This is a genomic window from Streptomyces sp. NPDC002838, assembly GCF_040295365.1.
Lineage (GTDB): Bacteria > Actinomycetota > Actinomycetes > Streptomycetales > Streptomycetaceae > Streptomyces.
The window spans coordinates 42,927-60,518 of record NZ_JBEOVF010000031.1 but is presented as its reverse complement, the minus strand read 5'-3'; the positions used below and the strand labels follow the sequence as shown (position 1 = coordinate 60,518).

Genomic DNA, 17,592 nt, shown 5'->3' with positions numbered 1-17,592 from the left:
AGATGTGCGTGCCAGAGCCCGCGTCTCCGACAGGATCCGCCGGGCAGGCCCTGAGTCCGTCCCACGAACGGAGCTGATGCACATGAACCGCCGCCGCACCGTCCTCGCTCTGGCCGCCGGAGCCCTGATGCTCTCGGCGTGTACCGGCACCGGAGGCACCTCTAAAGGCGCCGACGCCAAGGCAGCTGACGATCCGTCAAAGGTCAGCGGAACCATCAAGGTCCTCACCCAGCGCACCGACCTCGTCGCCGACGGCACGATGAAGAAGTACGCCGCCGAGTTCAACAAGACGTATCCGAAGGTCAAGGTCGAGTTCGAGGCCCTCACGAACTACGAGACCGAAGTCAAGATCCGTATGAACACGGAGAACTACGGCGATGTGCTGCTGATCCCCGCGGTCATCAAGAAGGACGACTACCCGAGATTCTTCGCCTCGCTGGGCACCGAGGCGGAGCGCGGCAAGAAGTACCTGTTCACCGACTACACCACCGTCGACGGCAAGGTCTACGGCCAGAGCCCGATCGGAGTGATCCCCGGATTCCTCTACAACAAGAAGGTCTGGGAGGAAGCCGGGGTCACCCAGTGGCCCACGACCCCGGCCGAGTTCATCACCGCGCTGAAGGCGATCAAGTCCAAGACCGACGCGGTCCCGTACTACACCAACTTCGCCGCCCAGTGGCCCCTGTCCCAGTGGACGTCCGTCAACGGCTCGGTGAGCTGCGACACCCGGGCCACCACCGAGCTCGCCGAGGGCGACCCGTGGGCCGAGGGAGCCGACCTGCGCGTCGGTGACCAGCTCCTGCACGACATCGTGCGCGAGAAGCTGATCGAGAAGGACCCGACGACGACCAACTGGGAGGAGTCCAAGCCCCGGTTGGCGAAGGGCGAGCTGGCCACGCAGTGGCTCGGAACCTGGGCGATCATCCAGTTCCAGGACGCAGCCCGGAAGGCCGGCGTCAACCCCGACGACATCGGCTTCATGCCCTTCCCGGCCCAGCAGGACGGAAAGTTCTGCGCGGTCGTCGCGCCCGACTACAACCAGGCCGTCAACGTCCACTCCAAGAACAAGCCGGCGGCCCGCGCCTGGATCGACTGGTTCACCGACAAGTCCGGCTACGACAAGGACAACCTGGCCATCTCGCCGCTCAAGGACGCGCCCCTGCCGGAGGTGCTGAAGCCGTACGAGGACACCGGCGTGAAGCTCATCGAGGTCGACGACGCCCAGGGAGCCCGCGTCAAGCAGATCGACAACCAGTCGGAGATCGGCATCTACGCCCCCGAGTACCGCCAGAACCTCGTCGACCTCGCGCGCGGTGCGAAGAAGGGCGACCTGGACGACTTCTTCGCCGACCTCAGCAAACGCTGGACCGAGACGCAGCAGACCCTGGGGTCCTGATGACGGACACCACCGAGAAGGCGGCCGTCAGGGCCGGGGCGGGGGCGGCACCCGTCGCCCCCGCCCCGGCCCCCGCGCCCCGCAGGGCGCGTGTCTGGCGCGGAGTCACCCCCTGGCTCTTCCTGATCGCCCCGCTCGCCCTGCTGATCACCTTCACGTACGCGCCGATCGCCAACATGATCGCGTACAGCTTCACCGACTGGGACGGCGTGAGCCCCGAACTGCGCTACACGGGCGCCGAGAACTACACGGAGATCTTCACCAGGGAAGACCTCTTCCGGGTCTTCTTCGTCAGCGGCTACTACCTCGCCGCCTCCGCCGTCCAGATCGTCGCCGCGCTCTACTTCGCGACGATCCTGAGCTTCAACGTCCGTTTCCGGAACTTCTTCAAGGGCGTGCTCTTCTTCCCGTACCTGATCAACGGGGTGGCGATCGGCTTCGTCTTCCTCTACTTCTTCCAGGACGGCGGCACCCTCGACTCGGTGCTGAGCCTGTTCGGCTACCACACGGACCACGCCTGGCTCGGCACCCCCGTCTCCGCCAACACCTCTCTCGCCGGCGTCTCGATCTGGCGCTACATGGGCCTGAACTTCGTGCTCTTCCTGGGCGCGATCCAGTCCATCCCGGGGGAGTTGTACGAGGCGGCCGAACTGGACGGGGCCAGCCGCTGGCACCAGTTCCGCTACATCATCGCGCCCGGTATCAAGCCGGTCCTCACCCTGACGGTGATCCTCTCCGTCTCCGGCTCGCTGTCGGTCTTCGAGGTCCCGTACATCATGACCGGCGGGGCGACCGGCACCGAGACCTTCGTGATCCAGACGCTGAACCTGGCCTTCCGGTTCAACAAGACGGGGCTCGCCTCGGCGGCCGCGGTCGTGCTGCTGCTGATCATCCTGGTGGTGACCTGGGTGCAGCGACGCCTCGTCCCCGACGACAAGGTGGACCTCGCATGACGCGCCGTGCGGTAGCCCGAACGTTCGTGTACCTGTCGCTGATCGCCGCGACACTGGTCGTCCTGCTCCCGCTCGGCGTGGTCTTCCTGACCTCCCTCAAGTCCTCGAAGGAGATCGCGAACGGCAGCGGCGCGCTGTCGCTCCCCGACGACCTGCTCAACTTCCACAACTACGTGACGGCGTTCCAGGACGGCCGGATGCTCTCGGCCTTCGGCAACACGGCCCTCATCCTGCTGGTCGCCATCGGCGGCACGGTCCTCATCGGCTCGATGACGGCCTACGCCATCGACCGCTTCACCTTCCGCCTCAAGAAGACGGTGGTCGCGCTCTTCCTGGTCGCCGCGCTCGTCCCCGGCGTCACCACCCAGGTGGCGACCTTCCAGATCGTCAACAGCTTCGGGATGTTCGACTCCCTGTGGGCGCCGATCGCGCTCTACATGGGTACGGACATCGTCTCGATCTACATCTTCCTGCAGTTCGTCCGGTCCATCCCGATCTCCCTGGACGAGTCCGCCCGCCTGGACGGCGCCAACGCCTTCACGATCTACCGGAAGATCATCTTCCCGCTCCTCAAACCGGCGATCGCGACGGTCGTCATCGTGAAGGGGATCACCGTCTACAACGACTTCTACATCCCCTTCCTCTACATGCCCTCCGAGGATCTTGGCGTGATCTCGACGTCCCTGTTCCGCTTCCGCGGCCCGTACGGCGCCCACTGGGAGATCATCTCGGCGGGAGCGATCCTGGTGATCCTGCCGACGCTGATCGTGTTCCTGAGCCTGCAACGCTTCATCTACAACGGCTTCATGAGAGGCGCGACCAGGTGAGGTGGCTCCAGGGGCGCGGGGCTGTATGCCAGGCGTCAGCTACGCGGCCAGCGCAGCGACAAGCACCGAAGTCACCAGCCCCACCTGCCAAGGCCGAGCCCCATACCCCTCAAGAGCCGCCCCCACCGACTCCGCACTGACAACGTTGGGCGGCTCCCAGCAAACCCGCCGCACGGTATCCGGCGTGATCAGATTCTCCTGCGGCATATTGAGCCGCTCGGCCAACGCGGACACCCCCGCACGCGCAGCCGACAGCCGAGCCGCGGCCGCGGGATCCTTGTCGGCCCAGGCCCTCGGCGGCGGTGGCCCGGTCACCGGCTGCCCCGGCTGCGGCAACTGCGTGTCGGGCAGCACCTTGGCCCGATCGACGGCGGCCTGCCACTGCTCCAGCTGCCGCCGACCCATCCGATGCCCGAACCCGTTCAACGCGGCCAGCGCGTGCACGTTGGCCGGAAGGGAGAGCGCGGCCTCCACGATGGCCGCGTCCGACAGCACCTTGCCCGGCGACACGTCCCGCCGCTGAGCGATCCGGTCCCGGGTCTGCCACAGCTCGCGCACGACAGCGAGCTGCCGCCGCCTGCGCACCTTGTGCATTCCCGACGTACGCCGCCACGGATCCTTACGAGGCTCCGGCGGCGGAGCCGAGGCGATCGCGTCGAACTCCTGCTGCGCCCACTCCAGCTTGCCCTGCCGGTCCAGCTCCTTCTCCAGCGCGTCCCGCAGGTCGACGAGCAGCTCCACGTCCAGCGCCGCATATCGCAGCCAGGGCTCGGGCAGCGGCCGGGTCGACCAGTCGACGGCCGAATGCCCCTTCTCCAGGACGAAGCCCAGGACGCCCTCGACCATCGCGCCGAGGCCCACCCGCGGAAACCCGGCGAGCCGGCCGGCGAGCTCGGTGTCGAACAGGTGCGTGGGCATCATGCCTATCTCGCGCAGACACGGCAGGTCCTGGGTGGCGGCGTGCAGCACCCACTCCACACCGGACAGCGCCTCGCCGAACCCCGACAGATCGGGGCAGGCGACGGGATCGATCAGCGCGGTCCCGGCGCCCTCGCGACGCAGCTGCACCAGGTAGGCGCGCTGGCCGTAGCGGTAGCCGGACGCCCGCTCGGCGTCGACGGCGACGGGTCCGGAGCCGGCCGCGAAGGCGGCGATCACCTCGGCGAGCGCCTCTTCGTCGGCGACCACGGACGGAATGCCCTCGCGCGGCTCCAGCAAAGGGATGGGTTCAGGGCCGGGCTCGGAATCAGGCGCCCCCGTAACAGAAGATCCGCCGTCGTCCGGAGGGGCGCCTCCGGTGGTTCGCAGTGAGCTGTCTGCTGCGGTCTCTTGGGCGTCGGTCACATGTCAAGGGTATCTGTGTATGGACAGCGCCCGCCGACGGAACGTTCCGTCGACGGGCGCCTGAGGGTCGCAAACCAGTCAGCTCGGTGAAAGATCCGGTTCACGACGGGATGGGACACGTGAACCAGGATCAGCGGCCGATCCGGTCCACGTGTGTGAAGAACGGGCGTCAGTGGATGATCCCGGTGCGCAGGGCCACCGCGACCATGCCGGCGCGGTCACCGGTGCCCAGCTTGCGGGCGATGCGGGCGAGGTGGCTCTTGACGGTCAGGGCGGACAGGCCCATCGAGACGCCGATCGCCTTGTTCGACTGGCCCTCCGCGACCAGTCGCAGCACCTCGACCTCGCGGCCGGACAGCTCACGGTAGCCACCCGGGTGACTCGGGGCACCCGGGGGGCGGCGGTGCATACGGGCGGCGGCGGCTCCGATGGGAGCGGCACCCGGTCGGGTGGGGAGCCCGATGTTCGTACGGGTGCCTGTGACGACGTATCCCTTGACGCCGCCGGCGAGGGCGTTGCGCACGGCGCCGATGTCGTCGGCGGCGGACAGGGCGAGCCCGTTGGGCCAGCCCGCGGCGCGGGTCTCCGACAGAAGGGTCAGGCCGGAGCCGTCGGGTAGGTGGACGTCGGCGACGCAGATGTCGCGGGGGTTGCCGATGCGGGGACGAGCCTCCGCGACGGACGAGGCCTCGATGACGTCGCGTACACCGAGCGCCCACAGGTGGCGGGTGACGGTGGAACGGACGCGGGGGTCGGCCACGACCACCATGGCGGTCGGCTTGTTCGGGCGGTAGGCGACCAGGCTTGCGGGCTGCTCGAGGAGAACGGACACCAGGCCTCCTGGGTGGGGGACGGGGTCGGCTTTTGGGGATGAAGCCGGGACGAATGGTGCTTTCAAGGTCACAGACGTCTTCGGCACCAGAGGCGTCCGTCTTTAGGGAATGATCACGATCTGGTGAGTAACAATTCGTGCAATTCGGACACGCGATCGATCATTCGAAGATCGAACGGTTTCGGTCTGCTTCGGTATGCGGCCGAAAGTGGCCGTATCGACAAAGGGATCCGACAGGCTCAGCGTGACTGCGGCCCCCGCCGCTGCGGCAGTGTCACCACCGACGCGTCCCCCGGCCCGGCCGGCGGCAGGCCCGCGACCTGGGCGAGCAGATCGCACCAGGAGGCCAGGTGCGCCGCCGTGTCCGGGACGCCGCCCAGGCCCTCCCCGGGCGTCCAGGACGCACGGATCTCGATCTGCGAGGCGGGCGGGCGTTCGGACAGGCCGCCGAAGTAGTGGGAGCTCGCGCGCGTGACGGTGCCGCTCGGCTCGCCGAACGCCAGGCCGCGCGCGGTGAGCGCGCCGGTGAGCCACGACCAGCACACGTCGGGCAGCAGTGGGTCGGTCGCCATCTCCGGCTCCAGCTCCGCGCGCACCAGTGTCACCAGCCGAAAAGTGCCCCGCCAGGCGTCGTGCCCGGCAGGGTCGTGCAGCAGCACCAGCCGGCCGTCGGCCAGGTCCTCCTCGCCGTCGACGACCGCGGCCTCCAGGGCGTACGAGAAGGGGGCGAGTCGCTGCGGCGGCCGGGTCGGCTCCACCTCGACCTGAGGCCGCGGCCGCGCGGCTCTCAGCGCGTCGACGGCCGCCCGGAAGGGCGGGGGAGCCGTACTGCTCGCATGCTCCGCGCCCTCCTCCGCGTCCTTCGCTTCGTCCATTCCGCCAGCGCCGTCCGACAGTCGTCCCTGAGCCGCAGCCATGCGGGGAAGATTAAGCGGAACGGGGCCCCAGCGCAGGGAGGGACACCCGCGTCGGCGTACGCCGCGAGCGGACACCCGGGCCGTCGTTCTCCCGTGCCCGTGCGAGACTTTCCGTCGTGAGTGCCAACGGAAGCCCCACGGGCCAGCAGCCGACAGCGACGTACGAGTCAGCCTTCCTGAAGGCGTGCAGGCGCGAACCCGTGCCGCACACCCCGGTGTGGTTCATGCGGCAGGCCGGGCGCTCGCTGCCGGAGTACCGCAAGGTGCGCGAGGGCATCCCGATGCTCGAGTCCTGCATGCGTCCCGAGCTGGTCACCGAGATCACGCTCCAGCCGGTCCGTCGGCACAACGTGGACGCGGCGATCTACTTCAGCGACATCGTCGTCCCGCTCAAGGCCATCGGCATCGACCTCGACATCAAGCCCGGCGTCGGCCCGGTCGTCGAGCGCCCGATCCGCACCCGCGCCGACCTGGCCCAGCTGCGCGACCTGACCCCCGAGGACGTCTCCTACGTCACCGAGGCCATCGGCCTGCTGACCCGCGAGCTCGGCCCGACCCCGCTCATCGGCTTCGCGGGCGCGCCGTTCACCCTCGCGAGCTACCTCGTCGAGGGCGGCCCGTCCCGCACGTACGAGAACGCCAAGGCGATGATGTACGGCGACCCCGAGCTGTGGGCCGACCTGCTGGACCGTCTCGCGGAGATCACGGCCGCGTTCCTGAAGGTGCAGATCGAGGCGGGCGCCAGCGCCGTCCAGTTGTTCGACTCGTGGGTCGGCGCCCTCGCCCCGGCCGACTACCGGCGCTCGGTGATGCCCGCCTCGTCGAAGGTCTTCGAGGCCGTCGCGGGGTACGGCGTCCCGCGCATCCACTTCGGCGTCGGCACCGGTGAGCTGCTGAAGCTGATGGGCGAGGCCGGCGCGGACGTCGTCGGCGTGGACTGGCGCGTCCCGCTGGACGAGGCCGCCCGCCGCGTCGGCCCCGGCAAGGCGCTCCAGGGCAACCTCGACCCGACCGTGCTGTTCGCCACCCGGGAGGCGGTCGAGGCGAAGACCCGGGAGGTTCTCGACGCGGCGGCGGGCCTGGAGGGCCATGTCTTCAACCTCGGCCACGGCGTCATGCCGTCCACCGACCCGGACGCGCTGACCCGGCTCGTGGAGTACGTGCACACGCAGACCGCTCGCTGAGTCACGCCCTTCACCAGGTGTGCCGGGGCCGTGCCCGCCTGCCGAACAGCAGGCCGCGCGGCTCCGGTGGCGGCGGTGTGCCGGGGCGCAGCGGCGCCAGGCGATCAGCATGCCGGCGAGGAAGCCGACGACGTTCCGCGTACGCCACCGTCCCGGCGTCGGACACGCCCTCGCCGGACGAGTACACCGCCTGGAGCGCGAACCAGAAGCCCAGCACCAGCCAGGCCGGCAGTCGCAGCGGCAGGAAGATCAGGAACGGCACGAGGACCCAGACCCTCGCCTTCGGATACAGCACCAGACGAACGCATACGGGCCGGCATCCAGGGGCCGGTTGCGGACCGCGGCAACCTGCTCGTCCAAGTGTCGGGGCATGGCCGAGACCTGGGCTTTAACAGCTGCGTGAAACCGAGGGACTCGGCGAGCTTCTCGACGCGGCGGGTGGAGACGCCCAACGGGTAAGCGGTGGCGACCACGCTGATGAGGGCCTGCTCGGTCCTGCGGCGGCGTTCGAGGAGCCCGACAGGGCGTCGGCCTCGGCGGACCTGAGGGCGTCGGCGAGCGTTTTGACCATCGCACGCAGCAGATCGGGACTCGCCGCGGCGAGGTTGTCTTCGGCGAGGGCATGCAGGGGCACACTGTCGGGTGCGTCATCGTGCTGATCTCCTTCGAGCTTCGACATCTCGAAGATCAGCCGGTGGCCGTTCTTGTATCCGGCCACTCACTCCGACGCCGGGGCAAACGCCCGGATCAGGTGGGAGCCCGTACACCACTTCTCAGGACTCAACCCCTCGCCGCGTGGCGCAGTGAGAGAGTCAGCCGGCAGTGTGACCTGTGTCACGCGATGGTGTTCTTGGCGCGGAGGGTCCCCCCGTGTCACGATTTCCGCACGCCTCCCCTGCCCGAAAACAGCCGCAAGGCAGTGGATTGACTGACGCCCCGTCAATCTCTGCAGGCGAGACCAATCCCCCTGTGATCCACAGCCGTCGGTTGCACTGTTCGGGCAGCTGAAGTCCCTTCCCTCAAAGGACAGACGCAGGTCCGCCGTCGACGCTCTCGTCCGACCGGCCGACACAGCGAACGCTTCGTCCCGTAGTCCGCCCGACGGCGACCCGGCCCACCCCCTCCGCAGCTGCGCAAGGCGTGTCGACGCGATGCGGACGCGGCCGTGTGGCCGGTGCTGTCCGGCAGCGCGTCAACCAGCGAAGAAGCCTGCGGTGCCGAGGGTCGATGAGACCGCCCGTCAGGGCCGTGCGGCGTTCGACCGGGAGTTGTGTCTGCCCGCCCGACTCACCACGGGGCTGGCGGGCCGCCGTGCAGCACCTGTCAACGACCACACCAAGGATGGCGGCGAAACGATCTGCCATCAGCGCAACGCCCCACTGCCCTTGCTGTCGAGACTCTTAGGAAGTGGATCCCAGATATGCCGAGGCTATGCAAGCCGGCGATGAATGCGCCTGAACACGTCATCACACTGGAAGAGACTCTGCAGTTCGCCGCGAGAGCCCATGCCGGCAAGCCACAACTCGCTCTGGCGCTCCGTCTGATCCGTAACACCGGTGTCAAGAAGCGGCACATCGTCCAGCCCATCGAGAAGACGCTCCACCATCCGGGCTTCGAGGAGCGCAACCGCATCTACGAGGTCGAGTCCAAGAAGCGCACGCCCCAGGTCATTGAGCAGGCCCTGGCCAACGCCGAACTGAAAGTCCGTGACATCGATGCGATCATCTACGTGTCGTGCACCGGGTTCCTGATGCCGTCCTTGACGGCCTGGCTGATCAATAACCTGGGCTTCCGCTCCGACACACGGCAGATACCCATCGCCCAGCTGGGCTGCGCGGCGGGCGGAGCGGCGATCAACCGCGCCCACGACTTCTGCGCGGCCCACCCCGGCAGCAACGTCCTGATTGTCTCCTGCGAACTGTGCTCGCTCTGCTACCAGCCCGACGCGGACGACATCGGCTCGCTGCTCTCGGACGGCCTGTTCGGCGACGCGGTCGCCGCCGCTGTCGTACGAGGCGAAGGGGGCGTCGGCATCGACCTGGAGCGCAACGCCTCCTACCTCATCCCGGGCACCGAGGACTGGATCTCCTACGCCGTCAAGGACACCGGCTTCCACTTCCAGCTGGACCGCCGTGTGCCCGGCACGATGGAGCCGCTCGCCCCGGTCCTGCGCGAGCTGGCCAAGGACCACAGCTGGGACGTCGGCAAGCTCGACTTCTACATCATTCACGCCGGCGGTCCGCGCATCCTCGACGACCTCGCGAAGTTCCTCGAAGTCGACCGCGATGTGTTCCGGCACAGCTGGTCGACCCTCAACGAGTACGGCAACATCGCCAGCGCCGTCGTACTCGAAGCCGCCCGCAGGCTGTTCGAGGACGACACACCGGCGCCCGGTGCGACCGGCCTGATCGCGGGCTTCGGTCCAGGCATCACCGCCGAGATGGTGCTCGGAACCTGGGCGGCCGACGGCGTCCCGCGGACCTTCGCCTGAGCCCACGCGCGAACAAAGAAAGCGGAGCATATGACCGACCTCATCATCCCGCCCGGTGGCGGGCGAAAGCTGGCCACCCCGGCACAGGAGGTGACCTTCAAGGCCACGAAGGAGATGGGATCCTCCATATCGATCTTCGAGGTGATCGTTCCGCCCGGATTCGATGTCGGCGCGCATGTCCACAGCCACTCCCAGGAGTTCTTCTACGTCCTGGAGGGCGAGTTGGACCTGTTGTGCTTCGAGCCGACCGAGCGCACGGCGGACACCTGGCACCACTGGAAGTCCCCCAAGGGTGACCGTGTCGTCCGCGCCGGTGAGGGCAGCTGCATGTTCGTACCCCCCGGTACCCCGCACGCGTTCCGGAACGCCACGGACAAGCCGGTGAAGATGCTCTTCCAGAGCTATCCCTCGCCCGATCACGAGGCCTACTTCGAGGAGATCGCCGAGATCTGGTCGCGCGGTACCGCGGTGGACCCTGCGGCCGTGGAGGCGATGCGCCGGCGGTACGACGTCAGCCAGATCACGCCGCTGAGCTTCGAGCCGCCGCCGAACGCCGGGATTCCCCGCCAGGAAACCAACGCGAAGCGGAGCGAGAGATGACCGCGATGGAGACGATTCCTCTGGTCCACGCAAGCCTGGGAGAGCAGGAACTGGCTGCCGTCGCCGAGGTGTTCGCCTCCGGCTGGCCGGCCGGCCAGGGCCCGAAGGGCAAGGCTCTGGAGGCCCAGCTGGCCGAGAAGTACGGGGTCGGTGACGCCGTCGCGGCGAGCAACTGCGGTGCCGCGCTCCACCTGGCCCTGCTCGCTCTCGGCGTCAAACCCAACGACGAGGTGATCGTCGCCGACTACACCTTCCCGGCTCCCGCCCAGGCCGTGCGCTACGTCGACGCCGTACCCGTCTTCGCCGACGTGCGTGCCGACACCGGCACCGTCGACCCGCAGGCGGTGGCCGACCTGATCACCCCCCGCACCGTCGGCGTGATCGCGGTGGACACGCTCGGCATCCCCGCCGACTACGCGGAACTGCAGGCGATCGCCGACCGCCACGGCCTGTTCCTCGTCGAGGACGCCGCTTGCGCGGTCGGCGCCACCTATCAGGGCCGCCAGGCGGGCGCCCTCGCCGAGGTGAGCTGCCTGTCCTTCCACGGGCGCAAGGGAGCCACCAGCGGTGAGGGAGGTGCGCTGCTCGCGCGCGACCCGAAGATCGGGGCGGACGCGCGGCTGCGCTCCTCCTTCGGCATCGGCAGCATCTTCGACATGGGCAAGGTCGTCGGCCTGCCCATCCCGGAATTCACCGAGATCGGCTACAACTACAAGCTGTCCGACATCGCCGCGGCGATCCTGCAGGTGCAGCTGGGCAGGATCGACGAGCTGCTGGCCCGCCGCAACGTCGTCGCCGCGCAGTACGCCGAGCTCCTCGGCGACGAGGAACTCCTGACGGTGCCGTTCGTGCCGGAGGACCGTACCCACGCCTGGCAGTCCTACATCGTGACGCTGGGCGCGAGCGTGGACCGCTCGGCGGTCGCCGCCGAGCTGCGTGGTCAGGGGATCGGCTGCGGACAGGGCGCGTGGGCGACCCACGTGCAGCCGGTGTTTCAGTCGCAGCAGAAGTGCCCGGTCTCGGCGGACCTCTTCGCGCGCAACCTCGCCGTACCCATGCACGCGGAACTCACTTCGAACCAGGTCGAACGGGTCGCGGATGCCCTGCGCAGCGCCGTTCGGACCCACTCGGCGTCCACCCGGTCCCCAGGAGGGGCAGCATGACGAACAATCAGCCGTCGCCCGACACCGTCATGCGGCTGATCAACGGCTACTGGGCCACCGGCATCCTCGCCGCCTCGGCCACCCACTCGCTGTTCACCCATCTGGAGGACGGAGCGGGCGCCGCCGTCGAGCTGGCCGACCGGGCCCAGATCTCCGAACGGGGCGCGCAAACCCTCCTCGATGGACTCGTCAGCGTCGGTCTGGTCGAGCTGCACGACGGCCGCTACCGCAACAGCGCCGAGGCGTCCGCCTACCTGGTCGACGACAAGCCCGGCTCGCTGAGCAGCTTTGCCAAGCTCAAGCTGACCCACATGGGCAGTCTGGCCGACCTGGCCGAGGTGGTCCGCGTCGGGGGGCCGGTGGCGAACCCGGTGGTGGAGGTGGCCAACAACCCGCACTGGGAGGGGATCGTCAAGGGCATCGCCGCGCAGTCGGTGCCTGCCGCGACGATCGCCGCCGACGTGCTCGGGCTGGCCGAGGCCGGCGAGATCTCCATCTTCGACGTGGGCGGTGGTTCAGGCATCTACTCGGGTATCTGGCTGGAGGCCAACCCTGCCGCTCGCTCCACCCAGCTCGACTGGGAGCCGATCAACGCGATCGCCCGTCGGCTGCTGACGGAACGCGGCGTGGCCGATCGGTTCACCACCATCGACGGTGACTTCCACACCACCGAATTCGGCACCGCCGCGTACGACGTCGCGGTGTACTCCCACATCGCTCACCAGGAGGGACCGGAGAGCAACGTGGAGGTCTTCACCAGGCTCCGGCAGGCCCTCAAGCCCGGCGGCACTCTGGTGGTCAACGACTACGTCGTCGACGACGATCGCAGCGGACCGGCCTTCCCGCTGCTGTTCGCCTCCGAGATGCTGCTCAAGAGCAAGCAGGGCAGCACCTGGCGGCGGTCCGACTACCACGACTGGCTCGTCAAGGCCGGTTTCACGAATGTCTCGTTCCACTCCGCGCCGCCCGCCACCTTGGTCATCGCCCGGTAGGCGGGAGACGAAGCACCGGCCTTCACGCACATCAGCAGCGAGGAAGCCCGGTCGATCGCGGTGAACGTGGGCCTGCCGGCCCTAGGGCCCTTCTGATGGATCTCCGCAGCGTCGCGACGCCCGGCACACACGCTCGCCGCACGGTGCGGAGGGCCAGGTGGCTCCGCCACATGACCCTCCGCACCGCACGCCGATCGCACGCACCGAACGCCGCTCCTTCTCCCGCGGAGATCCATCAGAAGGGCCCTGGCTGTCACGGTGGCGTGGGGCCGCTTCGGTCCCTACTTCTGACGAGTCGAGCGCCGTCACGGACTTCGGTACCCCGGGCGGTACGCAGCCGTGGGCCGCGGCGCTCGCCGCATGTGCCCCGGCTACCCGCACCGAGCCGGCGACAGCCCGCATGTCCATCGATCCCTGTAAAGGAGACAGCCCCATGAAAGGCTCCGTGGCCTATCAATCGATACAGAAGCGCGGTCTTCACATCGGCCTGCTGCCGGCCATGGCCGCGGCCGTCAACGGGGCGACGCCGATCACTCTCGACCACGATCTGGACGTTCTTCCCGAGGTGGGCAGGCACCTGACGGTCTCCCGGCTCGCCGAGCTGGTCGATGACCTGGCGGCGCGCCTGTGGGCCGCCGGTGTGCGGCCCGACGAGCACGTCGTGCTCCACAAGCAGGCGAACGCCGATGTGTGGGTGCTGGCCTGCGCCGCGTCCCGGATCGGCGCGGTGCCCGTGCTGCTCTCGCCCAGCCTGGACGCGGTGACTGTCGGTGCCCTGCTCAAGCGGGTCGACCGGCCGAACCTGCTCACCGATGAACCCAAGCTCGATGTACTGGCCGAGTTGCCTCTGGCGGATCTGACCCGGCAGGTGATCATCGTGTCCGGTGAGCGGCCGCAGACCGTGTCGCTGGGTGCTCTTGCCGGGTCGCCGCGGGTCGCGCCCGTGGTGCGGCCCATCGACCAGGCCGCCGTGATCACCCACACGTCCGGCACCACCGGGGTGCCCAAGTTGGTCGTGCACACGCCCCGCACCCAGGGCATCCGGCTCAAGCCGCAGTGGCGGCTGCTCTCCCTCATGCGGAAGCGGGAGAAAGTCGCGATCCACATCCCCTTCGTGCACTCGCGGAACGTCGCGGCGATGGCCCTGGCACTCCTGAAGGAGATGCCGGTGCTGCTCATGAACGAGTCGGACCCTGAGACGGTCGCCGAGCTGCTCCTCGAGAACCGGCCCGGGCTCGTCGAGGCGCTGCCCAACTCACTGATGGCGTGGGAGGGCTTGGCCGAGGACCCGCGCAAGCCGTTCGCCTCGGTGAAGTACTTCAGCAGCACCTTCGACGCGATCCATCCCGGGACGATGAGCCGGCTGCTCAAGTCGTCCGAGCGGAGGGGCGCTCTGTTCTTCCAGATCTACGGGCAGAGCGAGGTCGGACCCGCCGTCGGCCGCGCCTACTTCCGCCACTCCGCCCACAAGGCCAACGGCCGTTGCGTCGGCTGGCAGATGCCCGTGGGCTCGGCGAAGGTCCGCGTCGTCAGCCGCGACGGAAAACGGCCAACGGAGCAAAACCCCGGCCGCATCCAGGTCTCCTGGCCCGGTCTGGCCAAGACGTACTTCGGTGAGCAGGAGCGCTACGTCAGCAACCGGGACGGCGACTGGTGGGGTACCGGAGACGTCGGCTACTTCACGAGGTTCGGCTGCCTGCACATGCTCGACCGCGAGGTCGACATGATCCCCGGGGTCCGCAGCTCCCTCGAGGTCGAGGACCTGGTCCTCGCCAAGCTGCGTGAGCTGAGCGAGCTGGTCGTGGTCCACGGCCCGCACTCCGAGGCCGTCCCGGTGCTCTGCACCCACGGTGACCAGCCGCTGGACCTGGACCGTTGGCGTGCGGCCGTCGCCGACTTTCCCCAATTGGCCGACCCGGTCCAGATCCCCGAGGCCGAACTGCCGCGCACCGGCACGCTCAAGGTGCAGCGCCTCGCGCTGGCCGACCGGCTCAAGGACGAACTCAAGGACCGGGAGTGATCCATTCCCAGCAGGCCGCCACGGCGGTGGAAAACCATCCGCTCGAAAGGGGTGGGTTCCTGGCGGTTCATGACCTTGCCATCCAGCTTGGAACTCGGCCTGATCGACAGGATCCGAAGCTGTACGGGATGACCGAAGGCACCCCGTACGGCTCACGAGCCCAACGTGAGTAATGCAAAACAGGGACCGAGATTAACTCTTGGGAGTAATGATGCCGAGTACCGTCGATGTCGATGTGGCGAGTGTCTACTCAGCCATTGAGAAGTCAGCCGACCTGCTGGACGTGACTGCTTCGCGTGACATTGTCTGGCCCATCCTGACCGCGTTCGAGGACGCGCTTCCCCAGGCCGTGATCGCCTTCAGGGTGGCCACCAACGCGCAGCATGAAGGAGATTTCGACGCTCGCTTCACCCTTCCCAAGGAGGCGGACCCGTACGCCGTCGCCCTGTCGAAGGGCCTGATCGCGAAAACGGGCCACCCCATCGGCAACCTGCTCTCGGACATCCAGCAGCTCTGCCCCATCGACAGTTACGGCATCGACTTCGGAGTCACTTCCGGGTTCAAGAAGATCTGGGTGTACTTTCCAGCGGGAGAGCATGAGACTCTGGCCCGGCTCACCGAACTGGAGTCGATGCCGCGGAGTCTGGCTGAGAACGTCGATTTCTTCACCCGCTACGGCCTGGCTGAGAAAGTGGATGTGATCGGGATCGACTACCGCAGCCGAACGATGAACGTGTACCTCGCGGCACCTGCGGAATGCTTCGAGAGGGAGACCGTCCTGGCGATGCACGAAGACATCGGGCTGCCGAGCCCGAGCGAGCAGATGTTCAACTTCTGCGAGAAGTCGTTCGGGCTCTACACCACCCAGAACTGGGATTCCATGGAAATCGAGCGGATCTCCTACGGTGTGAAGACACAGACTCCGATGGCGTACTTCGCCCGGCTGGGCACCAAGATCGAGCACTTCGTGAAGAGCGTTCCGTACGGTGTCGACGACCCCAAGATGGTCTACGCAGCCGTGACGTCCGCCGGCGAGGAGTACTACAAACTCCAGTCGTACTATCGCTGGCGCTCCGTCAGCCGGCTGAACGCCGCTTACATCGCCGCTCGTGACAAGGAATCCGCATAATCCCGGAAGCGGTTCACCCGCCGGGCGGCGGCCGATCCTCAGGGACTCCTGCTCGTCGCGGGATTCCCTGTTGTGAACTGCTCACGCGGCGAGGCGGTTCGGCGGTCAGGTGCGTACTCGGTCTGTAACTCCGCCGCATCGGCGGTTGCTGTGCAGCGTCCTGCCCGCCCGCACCACGACACCCCGCGCGACCCGAGCCGGCCGCGCGCCGCGCTCCGTGTCCGTCGATACCACAGTTCAAGTCAGTCACGGACCGCACGCAGAATTGCGTACGAGAGGTGAGTGCAATAATGAGTCGGGCTAACTCGGCAAACTTAAGCGCGGACGATCCGGGCGAACACGGGAGTCCCGTGTTCGAATTCAGCCGAATGGAGAGTCTCCTTCGAAGACACCGGCTCCGCCGCCTGACAGTGGACGGCCTCGACGCCGTGTTCGTCAGGGACCCAGTCCTGGTTCGCAGGATACTGGTGAGCGAGAGCAAGAACTACGGCAAGGGTGAACTCTTTCGGAAGGCCAGAAACCTCAGCAGGGTGGGAATGCTCTCGGAAGACGAGACCATGCACCGGCACTACCGGCGTCTGGCGAATCCCTATCTGCGGTCGACGAAGGTCGACGAATATGTTCCGACCATGCGTGACATCGTTCGTGACATCGTGTCCTCGTGGCGAGCCGGGGACGCTGTGGACATCCAGTCCGAGATGTGCCGGATCACCTGTGCGATCGCTGTGGGCACGCTCATCGCCGGGTTGCCGCCCGAGACGACGAAGGCGTTGAGCGAGCGTCTCGCCTGTTTGGCCTGGGAAATGATCAGGAAGCCGCTCTATGGGAAGTCAGCAGCCCGAGCGGCGCGGCCAGGCGCGTCCAGGAGGTTGTCCCAGGCGCGCAAGGAATTTCGGGAACTGCTCGCGGAATGCATCGCCGACCTCATGGCTTCTCCGGAATCGACGGTCGGCTACCTCTCGGCGCTCCTGGCGGACTCCGACGACAAGGGGAACCGTGTCCTGACGGCGGAGGAGGTGTGCGAAGAGGCGGCCATGATGCTGACTGCGGCCACGGTCACCACGGCCTCCGTCATGTCATGGGCTCTGTACGTGCTCTCCAGAAATCCTTCGGCCGAGGAAAGGCTCCTCAAGGACCTGATGCAGAGGCGAAGCGGAAGCGCCGTGCACGACCATGGTGCGTCCAGCTACACTCTCCGGTTCCTGATGGAGATTCTGCGACTCTATCCCCCGGTATGGATTTCCTGCCGGAAGGCACTTTCGGATGTCATGCTCGGCGACTACTCGCTGCCTGCGGGAACGAATGTAGTATTCAGTTCCTACCTGCTGCACCGGGACCCCGAATGCTATCCGGATCCGCATCGGTTCGATCCCGACCGGTGGCTCTCCATTCGTCCCAGCAAGGTGGACGCCTCTTACATCCCCTTCGGAATCGGATCGAAGGGGTGCGTCGGGGAGCTGTTCGCCTGGCAGGAACTCGAAGTCATCCTCGATGTGGTGACGCAGGAATGGAAGCTGACCACCGAGTCCGACCGTCATGTCCGCACAGCGCCGGAGACCACGCTTCATCCCCGTCGCCTTCTCATGGTCCCCCAGCTGCGCTGACCAGTGAGGGGCGGACTCCGCGGCACCTGCGCCCGGTCCTCAGGGACCACGCCCCGCCGCACCGGCGCTCACACCGCCGAGAGCGCCCGCTCGACCGTCGCTCACCCCATGCCGACGGTGCTGCCGCCGGCCGCAAGGAC

At 67.7% G+C, this 17,592-nt stretch carries 14 protein-coding genes and 2 pseudogenes; 11 read left to right on the top strand and 5 right to left on the bottom strand.

The genetic code is table 11. The features are described from left to right. The first annotated feature begins 82 nt into the window (after positions 1-82). The 3 genes from ABT063_RS32510 to ABT063_RS32500 are packed head-to-tail and all read left to right on the top strand — an operon-like array spanning position 83 to position 3,176. Positions 83-1,396 carry an ABC transporter substrate-binding protein gene (locus ABT063_RS32510; RefSeq protein WP_351063310.1) on the top strand — a complete coding sequence of 438 codons (1,314 nt, stop codon included), beginning with the start codon at positions 83-85 and terminating at the stop codon, positions 1,394-1,396. Continuing rightward, complete coding sequence (locus ABT063_RS32505; RefSeq protein WP_351063308.1) at positions 1,396-2,349, top strand: carbohydrate ABC transporter permease; 954 nt, start codon at positions 1,396-1,398, stop codon at positions 2,347-2,349. The genes ABT063_RS32510 and ABT063_RS32505 overlap by 1 nt, the downstream gene beginning before the upstream one ends. Then, positions 2,346-3,176 carry a carbohydrate ABC transporter permease gene (locus ABT063_RS32500; RefSeq protein ID WP_351063307.1) on the top strand — a complete coding sequence of 277 codons (831 nt, stop codon included), beginning with the start codon at positions 2,346-2,348 and terminating at the stop codon, positions 3,174-3,176. The genes ABT063_RS32505 and ABT063_RS32500 overlap by 4 nt, the downstream gene beginning before the upstream one ends. A gap of 39 nt (positions 3,177-3,215) precedes the next feature. Here ABT063_RS32500 and ABT063_RS32495 read toward each other — a convergent pair whose 3' ends face one another. From ABT063_RS32495 to ABT063_RS32485, 3 genes are all read right to left on the bottom strand, one after another. Further along, entirely contained in the window at positions 3,216-4,520 is a 1,305-nt protein-coding gene (locus ABT063_RS32495) for a ribonuclease D (RefSeq protein ID WP_351063305.1), read from the bottom strand. A 169-nt stretch (positions 4,521-4,689) separates the two neighbouring features. Continuing rightward, entirely contained in the window at positions 4,690-5,352 is a 663-nt protein-coding gene (locus tag ABT063_RS32490) for a response regulator transcription factor (RefSeq protein WP_030041211.1), read from the bottom strand. 239 nt (positions 5,353-5,591) lie between these two features. Beyond that, on the bottom strand, positions 5,592-6,269 hold the full coding sequence (locus tag ABT063_RS32485; protein ID WP_351063303.1) for a DUF3000 domain-containing protein: 678 nt from the start codon (positions 6,267-6,269) through the stop codon (positions 5,592-5,594). A 116-nt stretch (positions 6,270-6,385) separates the two neighbouring features. Here ABT063_RS32485 and hemE point away from each other — a divergent pair, with 116 nt between their 5' ends. Then, on the top strand, positions 6,386-7,453 hold the full coding sequence (hemE, locus tag ABT063_RS32480) for a uroporphyrinogen decarboxylase (RefSeq protein WP_351063301.1): 1,068 nt from the start codon (positions 6,386-6,388) through the stop codon (positions 7,451-7,453). 10 nt (positions 7,454-7,463) lie between these two features. Here the strand turns inward: hemE and ABT063_RS32475 are convergent. Further along, positions 7,464-7,751 (bottom strand): annotated as a pseudogene (locus tag ABT063_RS32475) (rhomboid family intramembrane serine protease); the annotation flags it as partial. Beyond that, positions 7,748-8,132, bottom strand: a pseudogene (locus tag ABT063_RS32470) (transposase); the annotation flags it as partial. The pseudogenes ABT063_RS32470 and ABT063_RS32475, both read right to left, overlap by 4 nt. 741 nt (positions 8,133-8,873) lie before the next feature. Between ABT063_RS32470 and ABT063_RS32465 the strand changes: the two are divergent. From ABT063_RS32465 to ABT063_RS32435, 7 genes are all read left to right on the top strand, one after another. Beyond that, the gene (locus ABT063_RS32465) at positions 8,874-9,944 is read left to right on the top strand and encodes a type III polyketide synthase (protein WP_351063299.1); all 1,071 of its coding nucleotides are present in this window, start codon (positions 8,874-8,876) and stop codon (positions 9,942-9,944) included. A gap of 30 nt (positions 9,945-9,974) precedes the next feature. After that, positions 9,975-10,544 carry a cupin domain-containing protein gene (locus ABT063_RS32460; protein WP_351063297.1) on the top strand — a complete coding sequence of 190 codons (570 nt, stop codon included), beginning with the start codon at positions 9,975-9,977 and terminating at the stop codon, positions 10,542-10,544. A 5-nt stretch (positions 10,545-10,549) separates the two neighbouring features. Continuing rightward, the gene (locus tag ABT063_RS32455) at positions 10,550-11,707 is read left to right on the top strand and encodes a DegT/DnrJ/EryC1/StrS family aminotransferase (protein ID WP_351063390.1); all 1,158 of its coding nucleotides are present in this window, start codon (positions 10,550-10,552) and stop codon (positions 11,705-11,707) included. Continuing rightward, a complete protein-coding gene (locus ABT063_RS32450) occupies positions 11,704-12,699 on the top strand; it encodes a class I SAM-dependent methyltransferase (protein WP_351063295.1) in 996 nt (331 codons plus the stop codon). The genes ABT063_RS32455 and ABT063_RS32450 overlap by 4 nt, the downstream gene beginning before the upstream one ends. 433 nt (positions 12,700-13,132) lie before the next feature. Then, positions 13,133-14,719, top strand: a complete 1,587-nt coding sequence (locus ABT063_RS32445) for a class I adenylate-forming enzyme family protein (protein ID WP_351063293.1) — start codon at positions 13,133-13,135, stop codon at positions 14,717-14,719. Positions 14,720-14,930: 211 nt separating this feature from the next. Continuing rightward, positions 14,931-15,848, top strand: a complete 918-nt coding sequence (locus tag ABT063_RS32440; protein ID WP_351063291.1) for an aromatic prenyltransferase — start codon at positions 14,931-14,933, stop codon at positions 15,846-15,848. A 350-nt stretch (positions 15,849-16,198) separates the two neighbouring features. Beyond that, positions 16,199-17,452 (top strand): cytochrome P450, encoded by a 1,254-nt coding sequence (locus tag ABT063_RS32435; protein WP_351063289.1) that lies wholly within the window; start codon positions 16,199-16,201, stop codon positions 17,450-17,452. Positions 17,453-17,592 lie beyond the last annotated feature (140 nt).